Below are 22,301 nucleotides of genomic sequence, written 5' to 3'. Positions count from 1 at the left end.
CAGTGCGCTCCTACAATGCCCGCATGGCGCACACCTTTGACATTTGTATCCGTGGGGCCGGCATCGTCGGCCGCACCCTGGCCCTGTTGCTGGCACGCGAGCGCTTGCGTGTGGCACTGGTAGCCAACCCCACACCGCAGGCTGCCGCCGCACCCGATGTGCGCGCGTACGCACTGAACACCGCATCCCGCACCCTGCTTGAATCGTTGCGCAGCTGGCCCGACCCACAGCACGCCACGGCCGTAGCCCGCATGGACGTGTTTGGCGACAAGGATGGCGCGGTGCACTTCGACGCAGCCGCCCAGGGCGCCGAGGCGCTGGCCTGGATTGTGGACGTGCCTGCCCTGGAGCAACGTCTGGCCGAAGCCGTGCGCTACCAGCCCCAGGTAGAGGTGGTGCAAGCCCCCGTGAACGCCGCTCTGACGGTGGTGTGCGAAGGGCGCGCCAGCAGCACCCGGGCCGAGTTCGGCGTGGATTTCGAAGTCACCCCCTACACACAGAACGCCATCGCCACCCGGCTGGAATGTGAACACCCGCACGGCCAGGTGGCCCGGCAGTGGTTTTTGCCCGATGGCATCCTCGCCTTCTTGCCGCTGGATGGCCCAGAGGGTCGGTCGGTGGCCGTGGTCTGGTCGGTAGACCGCGAGCAAGTCGCCCCGCTGCTGGCGCTGGAGCCCGAAGCGTTTGCCGAGCAGCTCGAAACCGCCAGCCAGGGCGCACTGGGGCGGCTCGAACTCACCTCCGCCCGCTCTTCGTGGCCGCTGCAGCAGGCGCAGGCGTCCCGCTGGTGCGGCCCGCTGCCCAGCCCTGGCAAAACCCCGCACAGCTGGGTGCTGGCGGGCGACGCGGCCCACAACATCCACCCCCTGGCAGGCCAGGGCCTGAACCTGGGGCTGGCCGATGCCCAGACCCTGGCCCGTGTGCTGCATGGCCGCGACTACTGGCGCAGCGTGGCCGACATGCGCCTGCTGCGCAGCTACGAACGCGAGCGCAAGGCCGCCATGCTGCCCATGAGCCTGGCCACCGACGGGCTGCAGCAGCTGTTTTCGCGCACCGAAAACCCGCTGCAAACCCTGCGCAACTGGGGGATGCGCGGCTTTGAACGCAACGGCCTTCTCAAAAACTGGATCGTCCGCCAGGCCATGGGAACCCATTGACGCCCGCGCACTCCGACAGCAACCGACGCCGCGCTAGCGCGCAACGCGCAAAGCGGCAGCCAGCCAACTTTTGATTCCATCTGTTATGAAACTCATCCCTACCCTGCTGGCTGCGGCCACTTTGGCCTTCGGCCTGTCGGCCCAGGCGCAAGAATCCACCATCCGCAAAACGCTGGCCGAACGCATCCCGCAAATGGGCAAGATCGACGAAGTGCGGCCCACCGCCATGCAGGGCCTGTACGAGGTGCGCATTGGCACTGACGTGTTCTACACCGACGCCAAGGGCAACTACGTCATCCAGGGCGAACTCTTTGACACCAAGGCCCGGCGCAACCTGACCGAAGACCGCATCAACAAGCTCACGGCCGTGGACTTCTCGGAGCTGCCCCTGAAGGATGCCTTCACCATCGTGCGCGGCGACGGCAAACGCAAGGTGGCCGTGTTTGAAGACCCCAACTGCGGCTATTGCAAGCGCTTCGAACGCGACCTGCAGAACGTGGACAACATCACGGTGTACCTGTTCCTGTACCCGATCCTGAGCCCCGACTCGGCCGAAAAGTCCCGCAACGTCTGGTGCGCCAAAGACCGCGTGGCCGCCTGGCAAGACATGATGGTGCGCGAGAAGGTGCCCGCCGCCGCCAGCTGCGACACCGCCGCCATCCAGCGCAACCTGGCCTTTGGCCGCAAGCACAAGATCACCGGCACCCCGACGTTGATTTTTGCCAATGGCTCGCGCGTGCCCGGCGCCATCAGCGCCCAAGAAGTGGAAAAACGCCTGGCCGAAGTGGCAGGCGAAGCCCCCAGCGCCAACTGAACCTGAGGGCTGGGCGCTGGCGCATGGCCGCTAGCACGCCATTTCAGCCCCTGCCCCGACCAAGGAGCTTTCATGCCCAAGCCCCCAGCCGCCGCCCGCGCGGGCGTCCACTACGAGGTGGTTGCAGCCCACCTGCAGGCGCATTTGTTTCAGGTGACTCTGACCATTGCCCAGCCCCAGGCACAGCAAACGGTGTCGCTGCCCGTGTGGATTCCCGGCAGCTACCTGGTGCGTGAATTTGCAAAAAACCTGCAAAACCTGCGCGCGCGCCAGGGCAAGCGCGAAGTCAGTCTGCAGCAGACCGACAAGCACACCTGGGTGGCCGATTGCCACGGCAAGACGCCCCTGGTGTTGACCTACGAAGTGTGCGCCTACGACAACTCGGTGCGCACGGCTTGGCTCGATGCATCGCGCGGCTTTTTCAACGGCACCAGCCTGTGCCTGCGCGTGCATGGGCAAGAGCAGCAACCTCACACCCTGGAGGTATCTGCCCCGGCAGCGCCCACCTGGTCCCTGGCCACCGGGCTGGCTGCGCTGAAGGTCGATAAAAAAGGCTTTGGCCTGTACGCCGCAGCCCGCTACGACGAACTGGTGGACTGCCCCGTGGAAATGGGTGACTTCTGGGTGGGCAAGTTCACCGCATGCGGTGTGCCCCACCGCTTCGTGGTGGCCGGGGCCGCGCCATCGTTTGACGGCCAGCGGCTGCTGGCCGACACGCAGAAAATTTGCGAAACCGCCATTCGCTTCTGGCACGGCCAGGGCAAGGCCCCGTTTACCAGCTACCTGTTCATGCTCAACGCGGTGAACGACGGCTACGGCGGGCTGGAACACCGCAACTCCACTGCTTTGATCTGCGGGCGCCGCGACCTTCCCCGCCAGGGCGAGGCACGCCAGAGTGAGGGCTACACCACCCTGCTCGGCCTCATCAGCCACGAATATTTCCACACCTGGAACGTCAAACGGCTGCGCCCCGCCGAGTTTGCCGGCTACGACTACGACCAGGAAAACTACACGCAGCTGCTGTGGTTCTTCGAGGGCTTTACCAGCTATTACGACGACCTGCTGCTGCGCCGTGCGGGCCTGATTGACGACGCCACCTACCTCAAGCTCATCACCAAGACTATCAACCAGGTGCTGCAAACGCCTGGCCGCCAGGTGCAAACGGTGGCACAAGCCAGCTTTGATGCCTGGGTGAAGTACTACCGCCAGGACGAAAACACCCCCAACGCCACGGTGAGCTACTACACCAAAGGCTCGCTGGTGGCGCTGTGCCTGGACCTGCACCTGCGCCAGCACGGCAAGGCCACGCTGGACGACGTGATGCGTGGCCTGTGGAGCCGCTGCAAGGCAGGCCCCATGAGCGAAGCAGATTTGCTGACCGTGCTGGAGGAGCTGACCGGGCGCAGCTACGCCACCGAAATTGCGCAGTGGGTGCACAGCACCGACGAGCTGCCGCTGGCCGCCTTGCTGGCCGCACACGGCGTGACCCTCAAGCCCGACACTGCCCAGCTTGCGCAGCGCCTGGGCATTCGGGTGGCAGAAAACCACAGTGTGCAGATCAAGACCGTGCTGCGCGGCAGCGCGGCCGAACAGGCTGGTTTTGCTGCGGGTGACGAATGGCTTGGCCTGCGGGTGAAAACCCAGGCTTGGCGCATCAACAAGCTCGACGATGTGGCGTTTTACGCCGGTCCCCAAACCCAACTGGTGGCCGTGGTGGCGCGCGACGGCCGTTTGCTGGAACTGCCCCTGACCCTGCCTGCTGCGGTGCCACCGGGTAGCGTGGCCCAGGGCAAGTCACGCCGCCAGCCTGCGCCAGACACCGTGAACCTGACCGCCACAGACACTGCCGCCGTCAGCCGTTGGCTGGCCGGCGCTGCGTGACAGCAAGGTGCAAGCTGCTTGGATATAGTCAACGGCTGCCCTGCTGGACTGAACCAGCCCCCATTTCAAAACCCCAAACCAGGAGACAACATGGCCTACGAAACCATTGAAGTGCGCACCGAAGGCGAGAAGGTTGGCATCATCACGCTCAACCGCCCCAAGCAACTCAACGCATTGAACGACCAGCTCATGAACGAGCTGGGCGAAGCCCTGAAGGCGTTTGATGCCGACGAAAAGATCGGCTGCATGATCATCACCGGCAGCGAAAAGGCCTTTGCCGCAGGGGCCGACATTGGCGCCATGGCCAAGTACAGCTTTGCCGATGCCTACAAGGGCGACTACATCACCCGCAACTGGGAAGCCATTCGCAGCATCCGCAAGCCCGTGATCGCGGCCGTGAGCGGCTTTGCGCTGGGCGGCGGCTGCGAGCTGGCCATGATGTGCGACTTCATCATCGCCGCCGACAACGCCAAGTTTGGCCAGCCCGAAATCAAGCTGGGCGTGATCCCCGGCGCGGGCGGCACACAGCGCCTGCCACGCGCCGTGGGCAAGTCCAAGGCCATGGACATGGCCCTGACGGGCCGCATGATGGACGCCACCGAAGCCGAGCGCGCTGGGCTGGTGAGCCGCGTGGTGCCGTTCGACAAGCTGATGGACGAGGCCCTGGGCGCCGCTCTCATCATTGCGGACTTCTCGCAGATCGCCGTGATGGCCGCCAAGGAATCGGTGAACCGCGCCTTTGAAGGCACGCTGGCCGATGGCGTGATGTTTGAGCGCCGCCTGTTCCACGCACTGTTTGCCACGCAAGACCAAAAAGAAGGCATGGACGCCTTCCTGGGCAAACGCAAAGCCAATTTTGTGCACCAGTGATTTTTTTGGTCTATAATTTGAGGCTTCGGTGGTATAGCTCAGTTGGTTAGAGCGCAGCATTCATAATGCTGATGTCCCAGGTTCAAGTCCCGGTACCACCACCAAATCAAAAACCCTGCATGGTACGCCACGCAGGGTTTTTTGTTTCTGGCCCGCTTTGCTGCGGCGGCCCCCGACGCATGCACTGCGTAGCAATGTGCGGCTGAACCCCTTCGCAGGCTCAGAGGGCTGCCTACTGTTTCAAGCGTTTTCGGCCTCCAAGCCAGACGTGGAAAGCGCCAGCAGCTATCAATGAGATAGCAAACCATCCGCAGTGACCAGCCCACCCAGAGCTTCCACCCCCACGGGTGGCTCGGTCAGCCAGGGCAGTACGAAGGTGCGTTGGGCCAGGCCCTGCTCTATGCGCTCGCACTGCTTTTGCTCACCCGCCAGGCGGGCTTGCAACAGCGGATCAGAAGTGCCCGTGGCGGCCACGCTTTTGTTGATGACCCATGCCCAAGGCTCGATGTGGGCGCGGCGCAGGTCTTCCTGCAGCGCTGCGGCCTGGCTGACGGGCGTGACCTCGGGCAGCGTCACGATGACCACATGGGTTATGTCGGCGTCTTGCAGGCGCATCAGCGGGGTGATGATGTGCTTGGCCATCGCGCCACCGGCGCTGCCCTGGTATTGCTGGGTCATCTGCCGGTGGTAGGCCCCGGTGGCGTCCATCAGCAGCAGGCTGTGGCCGGTGGGGGCGGTGTCCAGCACCACAAAGGCCGTGCGGGCTTCGTTCACCACGCGGCTGAAGGCATGGAACACGGCCACCTCTTCGGTGCAGGGCGACTGCAAATCTTCCAGCAGCAGCGCGCGGCCTGCGTCATCCAGAGCCTTGCCGCGCGTGGCCATGATCTTGTCGATGTAGGCCTGCGTTTCGGCCCGGGGGTCGATGCGCCCCACTTTCAGCCCGGGCAGGCTGCCGTCGAGCTGGCTTTGCACATGGGCTGCCGGGTCGGTGGTGGTGAGGTGCACGCTGTGGCCCCGCTGAACCAGGCCCACGGCCAGGGCAGCGGCAATGGTGGTTTTGCCCACACCGCCCTTGCCCATCACCATGATGAGCCCGTGGCCCTTGGCAGCCAGTGCGTCGGCCAGGGCGGCCAGCGGTTCGGCCTGCAAAGCGGCGCCAGCCGCAGCCGCTGGCGTAGCGGGGGGTACGACATCCCCACCCAGCAAGGCGCGCAGGGCTGGCAGGCCCACGGTATCGAAGGCACGCAGGGGCACTTCGTCGCGCGGCAGTTGCGCCAGGGCATCAGGCATCTGGCCCATGGCCTCGCGGCCCAGGCGCTCGATGGCGTCGGCCACCGGGTCTTGCCCCGGCTGGCTGGCGTGAAACGCGCCGTTGATGGCCAGGCGCTGGTTGGCAAGCCCCAGGGCACGCAGTTCTACGGCGGTGCGGGCGGCCTCTTGCATGGGGCGGGGATCGGGGCGGGTGACGAGCACCACGGTGGTCAGCGCAGGGTTGCTCAACGCCGCCAGGGCTGCGTTGAAGCGGGCCTCCTGCATCTTGAGCCCCGAGTGCGGCCCCAGGCAGGAGGCGCCCCGGTCGTTGCCCGCCAAAAATCCCGTCCAGGCCTTGGGCAAGCTCAGCAGGCGCAGCGTGTGGCCGGTGGGCGCGGTGTCAAACACCACATGGTCGAAGGTGTGGTCGGCATCCGCCCCCTCGCTGGCCAGCAGGGCGGCAAATTCATCGAACGCGGCGATTTCGGTGGTGCAGGCGCCCGAGAGCTGCTCGCGCACCGTGGCGCGCTCGTCTTCGGTGGCCGTGGCCTCCAGTTGCGCCAGCACGCGCTGGCGGTAGGCCTCGGCGGCGTTGTCGGGGTCGATGTTGAGCATGCTCAGCCCCGGCACACCCGGCACGGGCACCGGCTGGTTGGACAGCGGCACGCCCAGCATTTCATCCAGGTTGGAGGCTGCATCAGTGCTCACCAGCAGCACGCGCCGCCCGGCGTCTGCCAACGCAATGGCGGTGGCGGTCGACAAGGAGGTTTTACCCACACCACCCTTGCCGGTGAAGAACAGAAAGCGGGTGGGCTGGGCCAGCAAGCCCAGGCGCGCGGGTGAGGAAGGGGAAGAAGTGGAAGCGGCTGCGGCGTTCATGCCGCCAGCATGGCACAACAGCGTGGCTTTGTCGCGCTGCCAAGGCCGCCGTGGCCCAGCGCTGCAAATGCACATTGGCCTGCGTCAAAGCCGCGGCGCTGCGCGGCCCGGGCCTGCCGCCGCTCAATGGTTGTGCGCTACCCCGCTCACCATCGTGACCACGACCATTCCGGCGATCAGCCAGGCAATCTGCGCGATGGTTTCGCGCGCCGTGAGCCGCTTTTGCAACTGGGGAATCAAATCGGCCAGCGCCACGTACACAAAGCTGCTGGACGCCACTGCCAGGAAGTACGGCAAAAAGTCTTGCAACTGCCCCACCAGGAAGTAGCCCACCGCCCCGCCCAGCGCGGTCACGGCTCCGGCCAGCGACACCTTCAGCAGCGCCATGCGCCGGTTGGCGCTGCTCTGGCGCAGCACCACCAGGTCGCCCATGTGGTGCGGCACCTCGTGCGCCATCACCGATACGGCGGCAATCACCCCCAGGCGCATGTCGGCCATGAAGGCCGACGCGATCAGAATGCCGTCGCCAAAGCAATGCACGCTGTCGCCCGTGAGCAGCGCCCAGCCGCCCGCGCGCGGCCCGTGGTGGTGTGCGTGGCCATGGTCATGCCCATGGTGATGGCCGTGGTGGTCATGGTGGGCGTCGTGCGCGGCTGGCTCTGCATGGCTGTGCTCGTGCCCGTGGTGCCACAGCTCGGCCTTGTCCAGCAGAAAGAAAAACACCACCCCCACCAGCAAGGTGGCGAACAGGTCGTGCGCGCCCGCCTGGCTCTCAAACGCCTCGGGCAGCAAGTGCATGAAGGCTGTGGCCAGCAAGGCCCCTGCGGCCAGGCTGAGCAGGTGCTGCGGGCCCACGCCATCGTGGCGCCCACCCAGGCCCATACGCATCAACAGTGCTGCAGCCCACACGCTGCCTATGCCCGCAGCCAGCGTGGCGATCAAGATTGCCATCAATGTCATAGCTATTAGCGCTTATCAGTATTGCCCTAGAGGCATTTTTTATTAAACATCTGCACACCCCCAGCCCACTTCGCTGACCACGCCAGGGCAGCCCTTGGCAAACCACTGGTGAAGCGTGAACTGCGTCATCTGTTTTGAACCAGGCCTGCGCGCACTGCAAGCCGCATTCCGCTGCGCCGTTGCAGCGGCAGGAGCGGTGGTTGGCGTGAAAAGTGCGCGGCGTTTGAGGGCACCACAAATTCGAAAACCTTGGCTGCAGCAAAGCCGCTGGCGAGGGCTTATTTCATCTTAGCAATCGTGTCAATAGGCCCTGCAGAACTTTTTCAACACTTTTTTTCAGCAGCCAGTGTGCCTCCCTTTTCCCTGTCAAAGCCCGCGCAGTGCGGCCCAAGGCAGTTGCGTGATGGCGGTTGCGGCACACCACACATCGCAGCGGTGCCATCGCCACCCATTCCATCACTATCAAAAAAAAAGATAGCTGCTGGCGCTTGATTATCAAGCGCCAGCAGCCGTTTTCATGCACAAAGCCAATTCGGCAGCCCCCCAGCCCAGGCGGGCCGCCCGCTTCAGGCCGCCTGTTTGGCCGTCAGCTTGTCCTGCGTCTTGGTGTCAAAGTCGCTCGCGTCGTGCCGCTCATGCAACTGGCTTGCCAGATCGCCGCGCACGCGGTTCACCATGCGGCCACGCTGCACGGCGCGGCGCTGGCCCACCTGCTCGGCCCAGCGCAGCACATGGGGGTATTCATGTACCTGCAAAAACTCCCCCGCGTCATAAGCCTCACCCTTCACCATCAGCCCATACCAGGGCCAGATCGCCATGTCGGCCACGGTGTACTCGTTGCCCGCCACGTATTCCGTCACGGCCAGGCGCTGGTTCAGCACATCCAGCTGGCGCTTGGTTTCCATCGCATAGCGGTCAATCGCGTACTCGATCTTGACCGGCGCGTAGGCATAAAAATGCCCGAACCCTCCCCCCACAAACGGCGCACTGCCCATCTGCCAGAACAGCCAAGACAGGCACTCGGACCGCGCCGCGCCATCCTTGGGCAAAAAGGCACCAAACTTCTCGGCCAGGTACATCAGGATGGCCCCGGACTCAAACACCCGCACGGGGTTGGCAGGGTCAGTGCGGTCTTGCAGCGCCGGAATCTTGGAGTTGGGGTTGATGCCCACAAACCCGCTGCCAAACTGGTCGCCATCGCCAATGCGGATCAGCCACGCGTCGTACTCCGCCCCGCTGTGGCCCAGCGCCAGCAGCTCTTCCAGCATCACCGTCACCTTCACGCCATTGGGCGTGCCCAGCGAATAGAGCTGCAGCGGGTGCTTGCCCACGGGCAGCTCTTTGTCGTGCGTAGCCCCGGCAATGGGCCGGTTGATGCTGGCGAACTGGCCGCCGTTTTCTTTGTTCCATTGCCAGATGGCGGGCGGGGTGTAGGGAGTGGGGTTGTTAGACATGGGGCTCCATGGGTAATCAAATAGGGCGATAGGTACGCCAACTAAGAATTCATCGCATGTGAGGTCGAGCTACCCTCCGGTTCCAGCGACGATGATTTCGTCGGCATCCACCTTGTAAGGCTGACCAGCGATCACCTTCTTGAGCAAGTCGATGAACGCGTCCGAATACTTGTGAGACTTACTGGTTTCAGCCACACCAAACCTTACATTCACGTGATACTTGTTGTCATAGCTCTTAATATTCACGCCTGTCTCATCTTCGATCTGTTTGATTAAATCGTTGACACGCTTCCAGCTGGGAAGGTTGAGCATTTTGTAGACCTCGCTGATGACATATCTGTGCGTTAGGTTGATCTTGGATGAATCACCAATAGATGTGACGCCAAACAAGTTAGCGAAGTTTTCACCCGTCTCAACAGCGTGCTCAAGCATCTTGAAGTCGATCTCGACCTGCTTTTTTGGAATATCTGAGCGCACCAAGTCAACGGCACGAGCCATCAGTGCACGCAGAAGTTTGGTATCAACTTTGGCAAGGTTGCCTGCTTGACCAAACGCCTTAAATACCCACTCAAACGAAGCCGCAGTAATACTTTTAATTCGGATATTGCGATCAGCAGTTACAGCCAAAACTTTATCGCGCGGCGGGTATGAGGCTTCATTCTGATCTGGGTCCCATTCCAGAATGTAGATATTAGGAACCAGTTCGTACTCCTGCGCCCTAACCATTCTGTCTACGTCGGAAAGAATTTTCTTAATATTCGGATCATTGGCTCGATAACCAATAAAAACCAATGGATGCTCAATAAAATACGTAAGCAGCTTAGCGCTTAGATATTTATGATCCTCCTCAAAACGCACGTAATCTGCCTCATTGATCACGATGCTTTCGGGACATGAAATACACCCGTGAATTTTGAAAATTTCACCGATCGCAAGAAATGGCTTACGAAGAATCTGCTGGCTTATGACGCGCTCGTAGCCCGGAAACAATGGCTCTATCACTTCATCGTAGTTTGTAGTGACGATTGCGTGAGCGCTGATCGCCTTTAAAGCAGCAATCTCTGCGTCAAGCTCCTCGGAACCATATGAACCATTTTCGTCAGGACCGAGACCTGTGAGGATTTCCCCAATAGCGTGTTTGATAAAAATATCGCTTGGAGTATTCGCCGCAAAATACTCGGGCGGAAAATTTTCCTTGCCAGCGTTCCATCCCCACTCGTGGTACAGCTGCGAAAACACTGAGCCGATCTTCATCAGATCATTGCCGTAGGCCTGCTTGTAGTACGCAAAATCCTTGTCTATCTGAGGACACATCTCGGCGAGCATCCCAAGAAGTTCCGGCCAATTCGGGCCTTTAGCGTAGCGCTTAGTGAAACCAGAACCGATGAAAAGGATTGGTTGGCAACTAGCATCGGCGATGATCTTCGCAACATCGGCCGTCACCTCTTCCTGATACTGCTTGTAGTCCATTGGCATCGCTTACGTCCTCCTATTGCACAAAGTATTCATGAACCGGTGTTTAGATTCATTCGGGCGAAAACTGACTCTCTAATCTTGTTCATTTGATTGAGGAACAACTCCGCACCCCTAGTTAACAGCGAGCTTAAGGCCCGCATCAGCCAACAATCCGAATGCTGCAGAACAGTGAGAAAGTAGAGGCGAGTAAGCGCATCAAGATTGATGGCTAACAGCGCTTACCGCGCAGGGGCTGGAGGTTAAAAACATTGATCTTTAGCCTTCTGCATATGCCCCAACTCAATGCGCCTTATCCCAATTAGCCCCCACCCCCACCTCAGCCAATAACGGCACCTTCAGCGCCGCCACTTCCGCCATCAGGCGCGGGATGTGGGTCTTGAGCCAGTCCACCTCGCTCTCGGGCAGCTCGAACACCAGTTCGTCGTGCACCTGCATGATCATTTGGATGTCCGGCTTGTGCGCGTCCAGCTCCTTTTGCACGGCCACCATGGCCAACTTGATGAGGTCGGCCGCCGTGCCTTGCATGGGCGCGTTGATGGCTGCGCGTTCGGCCCCGGCGCGGCGGGGGCCGTTGGGGGAGTTGATTTCGGGCAGGTACAGGCGGCGGCCAAACACGGTTTCGACATAGCCCATGGATTTGGCGGCGGCCTTGGTGTCGTCCATGTACTGCTTTACGCCGGGGTAGCGCTGGAAGTATTTGTCGATGTAGGCGGCTGCGGCCTTGGTCTCGATACCAAGGTTCTTGGCCAGGCCAAAGCTGCTCATGCCGTAGATGAGGCCAAAGTTGATGACCTTGGCGTAGCGGCGTTGCTCGCTGGTGACCTGATCGACCTCCACCCCAAACACTTCGGCGGCGGTGGCACGGTGCACATCCAGCCCGGCGTGGAAGGCGTGCAGCAGCGAGTGGTCGCCGCTCAGGTGGGCCATGATGCGCAGCTCGATTTGGGAGTAGTCGGCGCTGGCAATCACGCGGCCTGCGGGGGCCACAAAGGCCTCGCGCACGCGGCGGCCTTCGGGGGTGCGGATGGGGATGTTCTGCAGGTTGGGGTCGTTGCTGGACAAGCGGCCTGTGACGGCCACGGCCTGCGCGTAGTGCGTGTGCACGCGGCCGGTGCGTGGCAGGGCCAGTTGGGCGAGCTTGTCGGTGTAGGTGCCTTTGAGCTTGACCAGGCTGCGGTGCTCCAGCAGCTTGGCGGGCAGGGGGTAGTCCTCGGCCAGCTTTTCCAGCACTTCTTCGTCGGTGCTGCGGGCACCGGTGGCGGTCTTCTTGATCACGGGCATGCCCAGCTTGTCGAAGAAGATTTCGCCCAGCTGCTTGGGGCTGCTCAGGTTGAAGGGCTGGCCGGCAATCTCATACGCCTCGGTTTCGAGCTGCAGGATGCGCTGGCCCAGTTCGTGGCTTTGCGCGGCCAGCGTGGGCGCGTCAATCAGCACGCCGTTGCGTTCGATGCGGTACAGGGCCTCGCTGCTCGCAATCTCCAGTTCGTAGATGAAGCGCAGTTTGTCGTCGGCCTGCAGCAGTGGCCACAGAGCGTTGTGCACGTCCAGGGTCTGGTCGGAGTCTTCGCACGAGTAGGCAGCGGCTTTGTCTACCGGCACTTGCGCAAACGGGATCTGGTGCGCGCCTTTGCCGCACAGGTCTTCGTAGCTGATGCCTTTGCGGCCAGTGTGGCGCTCGGCCAGGCTGGTCAGGTTGTGGGGCTTGTGCACTTCGAGCACGTAGCTTTGCAGCATGGTGTCGTGCGCGTAGCCCTGCACCTCGATGCCATGATTGGCGAACACATGGCGGTCGTACTTGATGTGCTGGCCCAGCTTGGGGTGCTTGGGGTTCTCCAGCCAGGGCTTGAGGCGGGCGAGCACTTCGTCTAGCGGCAATTGCGCGGGCGCATCCGGGCCTTCGTGGCGCAGGGGGATGTAGGCGGCCTCGCCGGGCTGCACACTGAAGCTGATGCCGACGATTTGGGCGCGCATCTCGTCCAGCGAATCGGTCTCGGTGTCGATGGCCGTGAGCGGGGCTTTGTGCAGGCGCTCCAGCCACTGGTCAAAGTCCGCCCAGTTGAGGATGGTGTCGTACACCACCGTGCGATGCTGGGCTTCCTCGGCCACGGTGCTGGCGGAATGGTCGGCAAACAGGTCGCCGCTTTGGCCGGGCATGGCGACGGTGGGGGCTGTAGCCGCTGGAGCCGATGCACCTTTGATGGCGGCGGCCAGGCCCTTGAAGCCGTATTTTTCGTAGAACGGCAGCAAGCCCTCGTTGTCAGGCGCATCCAGCGTGATGTCATCAAACGCGGGCAGGCCGGGGATGTAGTCGGCCAGCGCGCAGTCGGTTTTCATGGTGACCAGCTGGCGGCTCAGGGCCAGTTGGCCGCTGGCAATGGCCTCGCGCAGGTTGTTGCCCGCCACACCCTTGATGGCGTCGGCGTTGGCAATCAGGTTGTCGAGCGAGCCATATTCTTCCAGCCACTTGGCGGCGGTTTTGGGGCCCACCTTGGTCACGCCGGGCACGTTGTCCACGGTGTCGCCCACCAGGGCCTGGTAGTCCACCATCAGCGCGGGGGGCACGCCAAACTCGGCCGTCACGCCCGCCACGTCGCGGCGCTTGCCGCTCATGGTGTCGATGATGGTGATGTGCTCGTTGACCAGCTGGCTCAAGTCTTTGTCGCCGCTGGAGACGATGACCTCGATGCCCTGCGCGGCGGCCGTGTGGGCCAGGGTGGCGATGACGTCGTCGGCCTCCACGCCGGGCACGGCCACCACCTTCCAGCCCAGCAGGTCCACCACCTGGTGGATGGGCTCGATCTGGCTGCGCAGGTCGTCGGGCATGGGCGAGCGCGTGGCCTTGTATTCGGTGTACAGCGCGTCGCGGAAGGTGGGGCCGCTGGCGTCGAACACGCACACAGCGTAGTCGGCCACCACCTCTTTGCGCAGGGCCTGCATCATGTTGATCATGCCGCGGATGGCACCCGTGGCTGGGCTTGTGGGGTCGCCCGGCACGGCCCGCAGGTCGGGCATGGCATGGAAGGCGCGGTAGAGGTAGCTGGAGCCATCCACCAGCACCAGGGTCTTTTTGTCAGTCATGCACGGATTGTGCACACGAACCGCCAGCCACCGCAGGCGCTTGGCAGCGGCGCGGGGCCCGAAAGCCGGCAAAATAACGCGCCCCACGGCGCTGGCACTTCGCCACCCGCTGCTGAGGCAGTTCAACGGACAAAGGTCAACCATGAAAAAAATGCTGGCATTGCTGCTCAGCGCTGCGTGCACCCTGGCGGTGGCTGAGACGGATCTGAACCACCTGCCCGCGCCACTGAACAAGTCGCTGCGCGGCAACGCAATCAAATCTGCGCAACTGGACAACGGCGTGCTGCGGCTGCAGATGGACAAGCCCGCCGTGAGCGAGCTGGTGTACTCGACCTTCGTCTTCCACAACATTTGCGCCGAGCAGTGGCACCACCCCGACCAGTTCGCCAAACTGGCACTGGCCAAGGTGGAGCTGCTCAACGCCTCGGGCCAGCAGGGCTATGCCTTTGACGCACGCGGCGATGTGTGCGTGCAGATGGGGCAGCTGGGCAAGAAGTTTGGCGCCTTCATTGCGCAGCGCACGGTGCCGTGCGAAGCGGGCGTGTGCCCCAAGCACCCCTGATGGCCTGACGGTTACACCCAGCGCGCCACACAGCAGCGGCAAGCAAACACTGGCTCTGCCCGCTGCCCCCAGGCGCGCAGCCTGCCCCGCCTACAATCGGCGCCATGCGCGCACTTCAACTTTTTCTCTTGCTGGGCTTGGCGTCCAGCCCCCTGCTGGCCCAAAATATCAACCAAAATGCCACCCAGGGCAATCTGGAAAAGCGCGAGCAGCTATCAAATCCAGAGCAACTTGGCGGCCGTGGCAACCAGCGCGCTGAACGCATTCGCGTGGAAGACGGCGGCAGCCGTGTGGACGAGCTGCGCGTGGGCGGCCAAACGCAAAGCATCAACGTGCAGCCCAAGGGCAGCGACATGCCCGCCTACGAAGTGAAGTCGCCCGACGGCGCACGCAGCCGCAGCGGCAGCAACAGCGGTGCTGAAACCAACACCGCGCCCCGCGTCTGGAACGTGATGAAGTTCTGAACCCGCGCGGGCGCCTGTGCCCGTGCTGCATTGCTGGCGCCGGAGCCAACCTCCCTGGCTTTGGCTTGCCCCTTTTCCCCCGCCCCTGCTTTTCCCCCGCTGAGCTGAACGATGGCCGTTTTTACCGAAGTCTCCAAAAAAGATGCACGCGAAGTGCTGCGCCGCCTGCAAATTGGCGAGCTGGTCGAACTGCGCGGCATTGAGGGCGGGATTGAAAACACCAACTACTTCCTCACCAGCACGCAGGGTGAATTCGTGCTCACACTGTTCGAGCGCCTGACGGCTGAGCAACTGCCGTTTTACCTGCACCTGATGAAGCATCTGGCGCACGGCGGCATCCCCGTGCCCGAGCCCCGGGCCGACAAGTACGGCGAAATCCTGCACACCGTGGCGGGCAAGCCCGCGGCGGTGGTGAGCAAGCTGCGCGGCAAGAGCCAGCTGGCCCCCGAGCCCGTGCACTGCGCGGCCGTGGGCGCCATGCTGGCGCGCATGCACCTGGTGGGGCGCGACTACGACCGCCACCAGCCCAACCTGCGCGGTCTGCCCTGGTGGAACGAAACCGTGCCCGTGGTGCTGCCGCACCTGGACGCCGCCCAGGCAGCGCTGCTGCAGTCGGAACTGGCCTACCAAAACCATGTGGCGGCCTCGTCCAGCTACGCCGCGCTGCCCCGCGGCCCGGTGCACGCGGACCTGTTCCGCGACAACGTGATGTTTGCCAAAGACACCCTCACCGGCTTCTTCGACTTTTACTTTGCGGGCGTGGACACCTGGCTGTTCGACCTGGCCGTGTGCCTGAACGACTGGTGCATTGACCTGCCCACGGGCGCACACCATGCAGAGCGCGCTGCGGCGATGCTCACGGCCTACCAGTCGGTGCGCGCGCTCACGGCGGCCGAGCGCGAGCTGCTGCCCGCCATGCTGCGCGCGGGCGCCCTGCGCTTGTGGGTATCGCGCCTGTGGGACTTTTACCTGCCGCGCGAGGCGTCGATGCTCAAGCCGCACGACCCCACGCATTTCGAGCGGGTGCTGCAGGGCCGCATTGCCAACCCCGTGCACGCCTGAGGCGCTGCACCTGCCGGTGCAGGCCACTTTGCCAGCCCGGAGCTTGCCGGGCTGCCCCGGGGTGGGTGCGTGGCGCACCGCCCATAGCCCTTCGCCCTGACCTGGCGCACGCCCCTGGGGTAAATTCACGCCCTGGCGCGCGCTGAGCCGCCCTGGCCCGCCAGAACCCACCACCACCCATTCCATGAAACTCCACATCGTTCCTGCCCAGACCGGATTCACCTGGGTCAAGCTGGGCATCCAGGCCTTCCGGCGCCAGCCCCTGGCCCTGGCAGCGCTGTTCTTCCTCTCTTTTGTGGCCATGTCGCTGCTGGCCAGCGTGCCTGTGCTGGGCAACATCGCCTCGCTGGTGCTGCTGCCCTCCGTCACGTTGGCGATGATGGTGGCCACGGGGGAGTCGATTCAGGGTCACACACCCACCCCGGCCCTGCTGCTGATCACATTCCGCAAAGGCCGCCAGCACCTGCGCCACATGTTGCTGCTGGGTGCGCTGTATGCCGCGGGCTTTCTGGGCATCATGGCACTCTCGGCCCTGGTGGACGGCGGGCGCTTCGCCCAGGTTTACATGGACGGTACGCCCGTGACGGCGCAAATGGCGTCCGACCCCAGCTTTCAGAAAGCCATGTGGACGGCCACCGTGCTGTCGCTGCCCCTGTCCCTGCTGTTCTGGCACGCGCCGGGCCTGGTGCACTGGCACGGTGTGCCACCCGTGAAAGCCCTGTTCTTCAGCCTGATGGCCTGCGTGCGCAACGTGGGGGCGTGCCTGGTGTTCTTGTTCAGCTGGCTGGGCATTGGCGTGCTGGGCGCGCTGGTGATCAGCATCGTCTCGCTGCTGCTGGGCCTGGGGGGTGAAGGCGTGGGCAGTCTGCTGATGGGCGCTGCCATGATGATGGCCACGATGATCCTGAGCTGCGCGGTGTTCATCTTCCGGGATTGCTTTGAGCCGCCCGAGAGCCTGCTGCACCCTGACACCACCCCGCCCACGCCACCAACTGCTGGGCTGAACTGAAAACGAACTGCGCTGGCACCGACATCGCAGCCTTCGGCAAGTGCAGGCGGCAGGCTGGCTGCGCAGGCCTAGCTGCACAGAAATATCACCGGCGTGCCCCGTTTCGCCAGCTCACGTTGCCCACAGTTCTTACGGAGCACTCCAGCACCAGCAGCCAGTGCATCTGCGGTAGTTTGAGGGGCGAAAGGCACCGACCTTGGTATCAGGCGAAATTTGTTATCCCCCTCAAGGCGGCTTGCCAGGGTACCGCGTGTGCATACGCGCTGCCATGAACGGCCCATACCTTTCACGCAAACGTCACAAAAGCATCAACGAACTGTCACAACAAATTTCTAGCATCGCGGGCTGGTGATCATGACCACCGACCGCAGTGCCTGGCCCACTGGGTCCGATGTGGCGTGGTCTGCAGCAACGCAATACCCCACTGGAAATATCAAGACATGTCCCAATCCTCGCTGACCACCCGCCGCAAAGCACTGCAATTTCTGGCAGGGGTTCCCATGCTCCCTCTGGGCGCAACGGCTGCCACCTCCTTTTTGACAGCCTGCGGCGGTGGTGACGACGGCACCACTGCCAGCTTCGTTTCCGCCAGCTTTACTTCGATGGCAGCCCCCACCCTGGCCAACGCCGCTGCCATGGCCACCACCACCGTGGGCTCCACGCTCAACATCAAGCTCAGCGACGACTCGGTACGCTCGTACCAGCTGGCTTACCAGCCGTTCTTCGTGACGGGCGACATGGTGTCCGACGGCAAGGGCGGCACCATCCTGTCGGGTGGCTACTACGACATCAACAACAAGCCCATCATCGACGCCACGGTGGCTGGCAAGGAACGCCAGTACTTCTCGGACTCGCCCGACGGCACCTCGCTGCTGACCGTGGCCAACCCCACCGTGACCGGCCTCAAGGGCAAGGCCGTGTTTGCCGTGGTGCAGTTTGAATACACCACCTGGGCACAAGACGGCAAGACCGACATGTACGGCAAGCTGCCCTCGCCCATTGCCGTGCTGACGCTGGACCAGGACCAGACCACCGGCAAGCTGAGCCTGGTGAAGTACCACAACGTGGACACCTCCAAGGTGCACGGCCTGTGGATCACCTGCGGCGCGAGCCTGTCGCCCTGGGGCACCCACCTGTCGAGCGAAGAATACGAACCCGATGCGTTCAGCATCGCCAGCAACGCCATGTTCAAGGCTTACAGCAAGAACCTGCTTGGCGACGAAACCAAGGCCAACCCCTACCACTACGGACACATGCCCGAGGTGACGGTGAACCCTGACGGCACCGCCAGCATCAAGAAGCACTTCTGCATGGGCCGCATCTCGCATGAACTGGTGCAGGTAATGCCTGACAACCGCACGGCGCTGATGGGCGACGACGCCACCAACAGCGGCTACTTCGTGTTCGTGGCCGACAAGGAAAAAGACCTGTCGTCCGGCACTCTGTACGTGGCCAAGGTGGGCAGCGGCTTCTCCATCGACCCCAAGGTGGGCACGGCCGCGCCCCTCACCTGGATCAAGATGGGCTCGGCCACCAGCGCCGAGATCGAGAACCTGGCCAACACGCTCAAGCCCACGGACATCATGACCGTGAAGACCACCGACCCGGCCGATGCCAGCTACACCAAGATCGTGGCCAACGGCAAGACCGAGTGGATCAAGCTGAACCCTGGCATGGAAAAGGCCGCTGCCTTCCTGGAAACCCACCGCTACGCCGCCTACCTCGGCGCCAGCCTGGGCTTCACCAAGATGGAAGGCACCACGGTCAACGCCAAGGACAAGATTGCCTACTCTGCGCTGCAGAACGTCCAGTCGTCCATGGTGGCAGGCAATGCCGCCAACGTGCCGGGCAACGGCATCTCGGTGCCCAAGCAACTGGTGGCCGGCGCCGTGATGGCGCTGAACCTCAAGGGTGGCCAGAAGGACACCGCCGGCGGCACCATCAACAGCGAATGGATGCCCGTGGACACCAAGGTGCTGCTGGCCGGTGAGGACATCACCGCCGACGCCCTGGGCAACACCGCCAACCCCAACAACATCGCCAACCCGGACAACCTCAAGTTCTCCGAAAAGATGCGCACCCTGTTCATCGGCGAAGACAGCAGCCAGCACGTCAACAACTTCCTGTGGGCCTACAACGTGGACACCAAGCAGCTGTCGCGCGTGATGTCGATCCCCTCGGGCAGCGAGTCCACCGGCCTGCACGCCGTGGACGAAATCAATGGCTGGACCTACATCATGAGTAACTTCCAGCACGCGGGTGACTGGGGCAGCATCCATAACGTCGTCAAAGACACGCTGGACCCGATGATCCGCGCCAACTACAAGAACAAGTCGGGTGCGGCCGTAGGCTACATCACCGGCACCCCCAGCCAGATGAAAATGGTCTGAAGCTCAGGACTTGCCCCGACCCAAGGGGCACGCCAAAAGGCGCAACAAAAAGCCAGCCGGTCTGCATAGCCCTGCTGGCTTTTTTACTGGCGTACATGGCATCACCATACCCAGCACCCACAGCCGCACCGCCTTCCGCTTTGGCTCGTATGCCGCGCGTACCTTCTTGCTACCCCTCGCCCCGAGCACACTTGGGGCAGCCCCATCAGCACAAAACCTTTCATCAAAGCCACGCCGGACATGGCGCTACTTGGGTCGATGGCCTGCCGTGGCCGCAGCCTCTCGTCCGTGCGATTGGTTGGTGCACTGATATCCAGCCCACACCACACTGGCGTTGGCAAGCGGCAGATCACCGCTAGCCGGATCACACTTTCAACAGCCAAGTACTGACCGATTTGAGGGGGCTGGTGGGCATGGATGGTGAACGCCTCCACTACGACCCCGCTGCGCGTAGCGCATGAAGGCAAGCTGCAAGCGGCCCGCGTGGACAACCACTGGGTGTGGGCGCAGGGATTTGAATAAAAAAGGCCTCTAGCGCTTATTCAGAAAGCGCAAGAAGCTATGTTTTTAATAGCAAACAGTCTTCAGGCAGCCTGTGCAGGCGGCTGCCGCACCGCTTGCACCAAGTCATGCACAAACCGCAGTTTGACCATGGCCCCGGCAGACAGGGCAAAGGGGTAGGCATCGCTCTGGCCCAGGCTGCGGTTCAGGCTATTGAGCAGCAAGGTGACTGGCACCCACTGCCCCACCATGTCGTCAAAACTGGGGGCGGGGCTGCCAAAGGGGTCTGACACGGTGTGGCGCATGGCGGGCTGGGGGCCGGATGGCGGCGTGGGCACCGTCACGCCCAGCTGGTAGCTGGCGGCCGTCTCCAGCAAATCCACCATGTGCAGGTAATGGGCCCAGGTCTCGGCCCAGTCTTCCCAGGGGTGGGCAGAGGCATAGGCGCTGACATGCCGCTCAGCCCACGGCCCCACATCCCCCCCCTTGGCGTAATGCGCCTGCAGCGCCGCGGCATAGTCAGCGCGCTCGTCGCCAAACACGCGGCGGAACTCCTCCAGGCGGGCACCGCCTTGCACCAGCTGGTCCCAATAGAAATGGCCTGACTCATGCCGCAGATGGCCGATGAGAGTGCGGTAGGGCTCGCCCAGCGCGATGCGGCGGCGGGCGCGCTCGTCGTCGTCGGCCTCGGCCACATTCAGGGTGATGGTGCCGCCCTGGTGGCCCGTCAGCACCTGTGGGCCACCCGGCCAGTCAGCAAGGAACTCAAACACCGGGCCGGCCCTGCCCGGCACGGGCTCCAGCCCCAACCGGGCCAGGGTGTAGAACAACTGCCGCTTGGCAGACTCCACCTGTTGCCAGCGCCCCAGGTTGGCGGGCTCGGACAAATCCGGCAACACCCTGGTCTGGCGGCAGGACACGCACAGCGGCGAATAGTCATTCGCAGGCACTGCAAAGTTGCAGGCCCCGTAGGCCGCGCGGTTGGAGCACATGCGATAGAGCTTGCCTGTGGGAGCACTGCCACCCCGCTCGCCCATGCGGCGCCACAGCCCAGCCCCGTCCTGCGGCGCAGGCGCCAGCGTGGCCATGGTGAGCTGGTCAGGCGCAAAAGCCAGCGTATTGCCGCAATGCAGGCATTGCACGCTGTCAAAAAAAACCAGATGACCGCAGTGGTCGCAATTGAAGACGCGCATGAGACAGAGCTTACCCCTTGCGGAGCGCAGGCGGGGGTGGACCCCAAAAACAAAACCTCCGGCTGCTGGGCAGGCGGAGGTTTGGGTTTGCGAGAGCTGGGGCGTGATGGTGGGCTGTCCACCCGTCACACCCCGCTCGTCAAGACATCAGGGGCGCACCACAATGCTGTTGCGCACTTCACGCACATGCTTGGTGTTGCGTGCAATGTTTTCAGCCTGGTTCTTTTCAGCTTGCGACTTGGCAAAGCCCGACAACTGAACCGTGCCGTTCAAGGTTTCCACGCTGATGGCGGTGGCAGAGACTGTCTTGTCTTCAGCCATTTTCGCCTTCACGGCGGTGGTGATACCGGCGTCGTCCATATAGGCGCCGACGGTTTGCTGTTCGCGGGCCACCGAGCAGCCAGTGGCTGTCAGGATGGTGGCGCCAGCCATCGCGGCAAAAGCAAGAGCACGTGCGTATTTCATGGTATTTCCTTCTTTAAAGTGAGTCGAACGCGGGTGCTGGCAAAAAAATCAATCCCGGGCTCCATGGCACCCTCCGCAACCACGGGACTGAGGCGAATCCGAACGATCGCTAAACCGCCGAATCCTGGGGAAACCTGTGTCAGCGAGCTGACGGGCGGCGCGAGAGCCACAGTGCCAGGGCACCGATGGCTGCGCCCGAGGCCACCGCAATGGCCATCGACTTGGCAGGCTGCTGGGCCACGTAGCGAGTAGTGGCTTCAGACACCTCGTGCAACTGGCGGCGTGCGCGGTCGCTGGCCTGGGCGCAGCAGTCAATGCTGCGCGTGGCGATGTCCTGGGCCCGTGCGGCCAGGTCTTGAATGACGGGGCTGGCCTCTGCACGCAGCTGGCGCACGCCACCTTCGGCGGCATCAAACAATTGGTCGGCCTTGTCGTGCGTTGCTTTCACAGCCTCTTCCGCACTTTGCAGCACGTCATCAGACAGGTTGCGAAGCTTTGTGGGGGCGATGTCTTTGATGTTTTCTTTACTCATGGGTCACTCCTGTATTGAGATGGGTACCAAGGGCGAGAGGCTCAGACCACTCGGGTGGCTAAGGCGTCAACCCCTTTTGAGCAGGCCGACCACGAAGGTGACGACGGCCATGACCACAAAGACGAAGAACAAGATCTTGGCGATGCCGACGGCACCGGCAGCAATGCCACCAAAGCCGAAGACTGCGGCGACCAGAGCGATCACCAGAAAAACGACTGCGTAGTGCAACATGACCATCTCCCAAAAATGCGCCGGCGCATTGCCAGCAGTGGGCGACACCTTGGATCGGTGCCAGAAAGG

The 22,301-nt window shown here is 63.0% G+C and carries 18 protein-coding genes and 1 tRNA gene; 10 read left to right on the top strand and 9 right to left on the bottom strand.

Annotated features, from left to right (window positions below; genetic code table 11):
- Positions 1-23 precede the first annotated feature (23 nt).
- The 5 genes from AADJ04_RS06780 (at position 24) to AADJ04_RS06760 (ending at position 4,826) form a co-directional block, all read left to right on the top strand.
- Complete coding sequence (locus AADJ04_RS06780) at positions 24-1,157, top strand: FAD-dependent monooxygenase (protein ID WP_341239147.1); 1,134 nt, start codon at positions 24-26, stop codon at positions 1,155-1,157.
- A gap of 85 nt (positions 1,158-1,242) precedes the next feature.
- On the top strand, positions 1,243-1,971 hold the full coding sequence (locus AADJ04_RS06775; RefSeq protein WP_198846939.1) for a DsbC family protein: 729 nt from the start codon (positions 1,243-1,245) through the stop codon (positions 1,969-1,971).
- A gap of 72 nt (positions 1,972-2,043) precedes the next feature.
- Positions 2,044-3,852: a peptidase M61 gene (locus tag AADJ04_RS06770; protein WP_341239146.1), complete on the top strand. Its 1,809-nt coding sequence runs from the start codon at positions 2,044-2,046 to the stop codon at positions 3,850-3,852.
- A gap of 90 nt (positions 3,853-3,942) precedes the next feature.
- Positions 3,943-4,722, top strand: a complete 780-nt coding sequence (locus AADJ04_RS06765; RefSeq protein WP_338820574.1) for an enoyl-CoA hydratase — start codon at positions 3,943-3,945, stop codon at positions 4,720-4,722.
- Positions 4,723-4,749: 27 nt separating this feature from the next.
- A tRNA-Met gene (locus AADJ04_RS06760) sits at positions 4,750-4,826 on the top strand.
- A gap of 184 nt (positions 4,827-5,010) precedes the next feature.
- Here AADJ04_RS06760 and arsA read toward each other — a convergent pair.
- From arsA to polA, 5 genes are all read right to left on the bottom strand, one after another.
- Positions 5,011-6,855: an arsenical pump-driving ATPase gene (gene arsA, locus AADJ04_RS06755; protein WP_341239145.1), complete on the bottom strand. Its 1,845-nt coding sequence runs from the start codon at positions 6,853-6,855 to the stop codon at positions 5,011-5,013.
- Positions 6,856-6,978: 123 nt separating this feature from the next.
- Positions 6,979-7,815: a ZIP family metal transporter gene (locus AADJ04_RS06750; protein ID WP_341239144.1), complete on the bottom strand. Its 837-nt coding sequence runs from the start codon at positions 7,813-7,815 to the stop codon at positions 6,979-6,981.
- 566 nt (positions 7,816-8,381) lie between these two features.
- Positions 8,382-9,269 (bottom strand): glutathione-dependent disulfide-bond oxidoreductase, encoded by an 888-nt coding sequence (gene yghU / locus AADJ04_RS06745; RefSeq protein ID WP_341239143.1) that lies wholly within the window; start codon positions 9,267-9,269, stop codon positions 8,382-8,384.
- A gap of 69 nt (positions 9,270-9,338) precedes the next feature.
- On the bottom strand, positions 9,339-10,745 hold the full coding sequence (locus tag AADJ04_RS06740) for an SIR2 family protein (protein WP_341239142.1): 1,407 nt from the start codon (positions 10,743-10,745) through the stop codon (positions 9,339-9,341).
- A gap of 279 nt (positions 10,746-11,024) precedes the next feature.
- Positions 11,025-13,823, bottom strand: a complete 2,799-nt coding sequence (polA, locus tag AADJ04_RS06735) for a DNA polymerase I (protein ID WP_341239141.1) — start codon at positions 13,821-13,823, stop codon at positions 11,025-11,027.
- Positions 13,824-13,965: 142 nt separating this feature from the next.
- Here polA and AADJ04_RS06730 point away from each other — a divergent pair, with 142 nt between their 5' ends.
- The 5 genes from AADJ04_RS06730 (at position 13,966) to AADJ04_RS06710 (ending at position 19,310) form a co-directional block, all read left to right on the top strand.
- Positions 13,966-14,385, top strand: a complete 420-nt coding sequence (locus AADJ04_RS06730) for a hypothetical protein (RefSeq protein ID WP_066695244.1) — start codon at positions 13,966-13,968, stop codon at positions 14,383-14,385.
- Between the two features lie 104 nt (positions 14,386-14,489).
- Positions 14,490-14,849 carry a hypothetical protein gene (locus AADJ04_RS06725; RefSeq protein WP_341239140.1) on the top strand — a complete coding sequence of 120 codons (360 nt, stop codon included), beginning with the start codon at positions 14,490-14,492 and terminating at the stop codon, positions 14,847-14,849.
- Positions 14,850-14,960: 111 nt separating this feature from the next.
- Positions 14,961-15,911, top strand: coding sequence for a homoserine kinase (locus tag AADJ04_RS06720; protein WP_341239139.1), 951 nt, complete (start codon positions 14,961-14,963; stop codon positions 15,909-15,911).
- Between the two features lie 184 nt (positions 15,912-16,095).
- Positions 16,096-16,920: a BPSS1780 family membrane protein gene (locus tag AADJ04_RS06715; protein ID WP_066782885.1), complete on the top strand. Its 825-nt coding sequence runs from the start codon at positions 16,096-16,098 to the stop codon at positions 16,918-16,920.
- A 440-nt stretch (positions 16,921-17,360) separates the two neighbouring features.
- Positions 17,361-19,310 carry an alkaline phosphatase PhoX gene (locus AADJ04_RS06710; protein ID WP_142083707.1) on the top strand — a complete coding sequence of 650 codons (1,950 nt, stop codon included), beginning with the start codon at positions 17,361-17,363 and terminating at the stop codon, positions 19,308-19,310.
- 584 nt (positions 19,311-19,894) lie between these two features.
- Here AADJ04_RS06710 and AADJ04_RS06705 read toward each other — a convergent pair.
- From AADJ04_RS06705 to AADJ04_RS06690, 4 genes are all read right to left on the bottom strand, one after another.
- Positions 19,895-21,004 carry a putative zinc-binding peptidase gene (locus AADJ04_RS06705; protein WP_142083703.1) on the bottom strand — a complete coding sequence of 370 codons (1,110 nt, stop codon included), beginning with the start codon at positions 21,002-21,004 and terminating at the stop codon, positions 19,895-19,897.
- Between the two features lie 147 nt (positions 21,005-21,151).
- Entirely contained in the window at positions 21,152-21,469 is a 318-nt protein-coding gene (locus AADJ04_RS06700) for a BON domain-containing protein (RefSeq protein ID WP_044399434.1), read from the bottom strand.
- Positions 21,470-21,608: 139 nt separating this feature from the next.
- A complete protein-coding gene (locus tag AADJ04_RS06695; protein ID WP_142083701.1) occupies positions 21,609-22,001 on the bottom strand; it encodes a DUF883 family protein in 393 nt (130 codons plus the stop codon).
- Positions 22,002-22,067: 66 nt separating this feature from the next.
- Positions 22,068-22,232: a DUF1328 domain-containing protein gene (locus AADJ04_RS06690; RefSeq protein ID WP_044399472.1), complete on the bottom strand. Its 165-nt coding sequence runs from the start codon at positions 22,230-22,232 to the stop codon at positions 22,068-22,070.
- Positions 22,233-22,301 lie beyond the last annotated feature (69 nt).

It is taken from the genome of uncultured Acidovorax sp. (assembly GCF_964021665.1).
GTDB classification, from domain to species: domain Bacteria; phylum Pseudomonadota; class Gammaproteobacteria; order Burkholderiales; family Burkholderiaceae_C; genus Acidovorax; species Acidovorax temperans.
Note: the sequence above shows the minus strand (reverse complement) of the source record. Positions and strands in the feature narration are given on the sequence as shown.

Excerpts from the sequence above, each read along its gene's own strand:
- AADJ04_RS06780 (WP_341239147.1), top strand. The coding sequence starts at position 24 with ATGGCGCACACCTTTGACATTTGTATCCGTGGGGCCGGCATCGTCGGC.
- AADJ04_RS06775 (WP_198846939.1), top strand. The coding sequence starts at position 1,243 with ATGAAACTCATCCCTACCCTGCTGGCTGCGGCCACTTTGGCCTTCGGC.
- AADJ04_RS06770 (WP_341239146.1), top strand. The coding sequence starts at position 2,044 with ATGCCCAAGCCCCCAGCCGCCGCCCGCGCGGGCGTCCACTACGAGGTG.
- AADJ04_RS06765 (WP_338820574.1), top strand. The coding sequence starts at position 3,943 with ATGGCCTACGAAACCATTGAAGTGCGCACCGAAGGCGAGAAGGTTGGC.
- arsA (WP_341239145.1), bottom strand. The coding sequence starts at position 6,855 with ATGAACGCCGCAGCCGCTTCCACTTCTTCCCCTTCCTCACCCGCGCGC.
- AADJ04_RS06750 (WP_341239144.1), bottom strand. The coding sequence starts at position 7,815 with ATGACATTGATGGCAATCTTGATCGCCACGCTGGCTGCGGGCATAGGC.
- yghU (WP_341239143.1), bottom strand. The coding sequence starts at position 9,269 with ATGTCTAACAACCCCACTCCCTACACCCCGCCCGCCATCTGGCAATGG.
- AADJ04_RS06740 (WP_341239142.1), bottom strand. The coding sequence starts at position 10,745 with ATGCCAATGGACTACAAGCAGTATCAGGAAGAGGTGACGGCCGATGTT.
- polA (WP_341239141.1), bottom strand. The coding sequence starts at position 13,823 with ATGACTGACAAAAAGACCCTGGTGCTGGTGGATGGCTCCAGCTACCTC.
- AADJ04_RS06730 (WP_066695244.1), top strand. The coding sequence starts at position 13,966 with ATGAAAAAAATGCTGGCATTGCTGCTCAGCGCTGCGTGCACCCTGGCG.
- AADJ04_RS06725 (WP_341239140.1), top strand. The coding sequence starts at position 14,490 with ATGCGCGCACTTCAACTTTTTCTCTTGCTGGGCTTGGCGTCCAGCCCC.
- AADJ04_RS06720 (WP_341239139.1), top strand. The coding sequence starts at position 14,961 with ATGGCCGTTTTTACCGAAGTCTCCAAAAAAGATGCACGCGAAGTGCTG.
- AADJ04_RS06715 (WP_066782885.1), top strand. The coding sequence starts at position 16,096 with ATGAAACTCCACATCGTTCCTGCCCAGACCGGATTCACCTGGGTCAAG.
- AADJ04_RS06710 (WP_142083707.1), top strand. The coding sequence starts at position 17,361 with ATGTCCCAATCCTCGCTGACCACCCGCCGCAAAGCACTGCAATTTCTG.
- AADJ04_RS06705 (WP_142083703.1), bottom strand. The coding sequence starts at position 21,004 with ATGCGCGTCTTCAATTGCGACCACTGCGGTCATCTGGTTTTTTTTGAC.
- AADJ04_RS06700 (WP_044399434.1), bottom strand. The coding sequence starts at position 21,469 with ATGAAATACGCACGTGCTCTTGCTTTTGCCGCGATGGCTGGCGCCACC.
- AADJ04_RS06695 (WP_142083701.1), bottom strand. The coding sequence starts at position 22,001 with ATGAGTAAAGAAAACATCAAAGACATCGCCCCCACAAAGCTTCGCAAC.
- AADJ04_RS06690 (WP_044399472.1), bottom strand. The coding sequence starts at position 22,232 with ATGTTGCACTACGCAGTCGTTTTTCTGGTGATCGCTCTGGTCGCCGCA.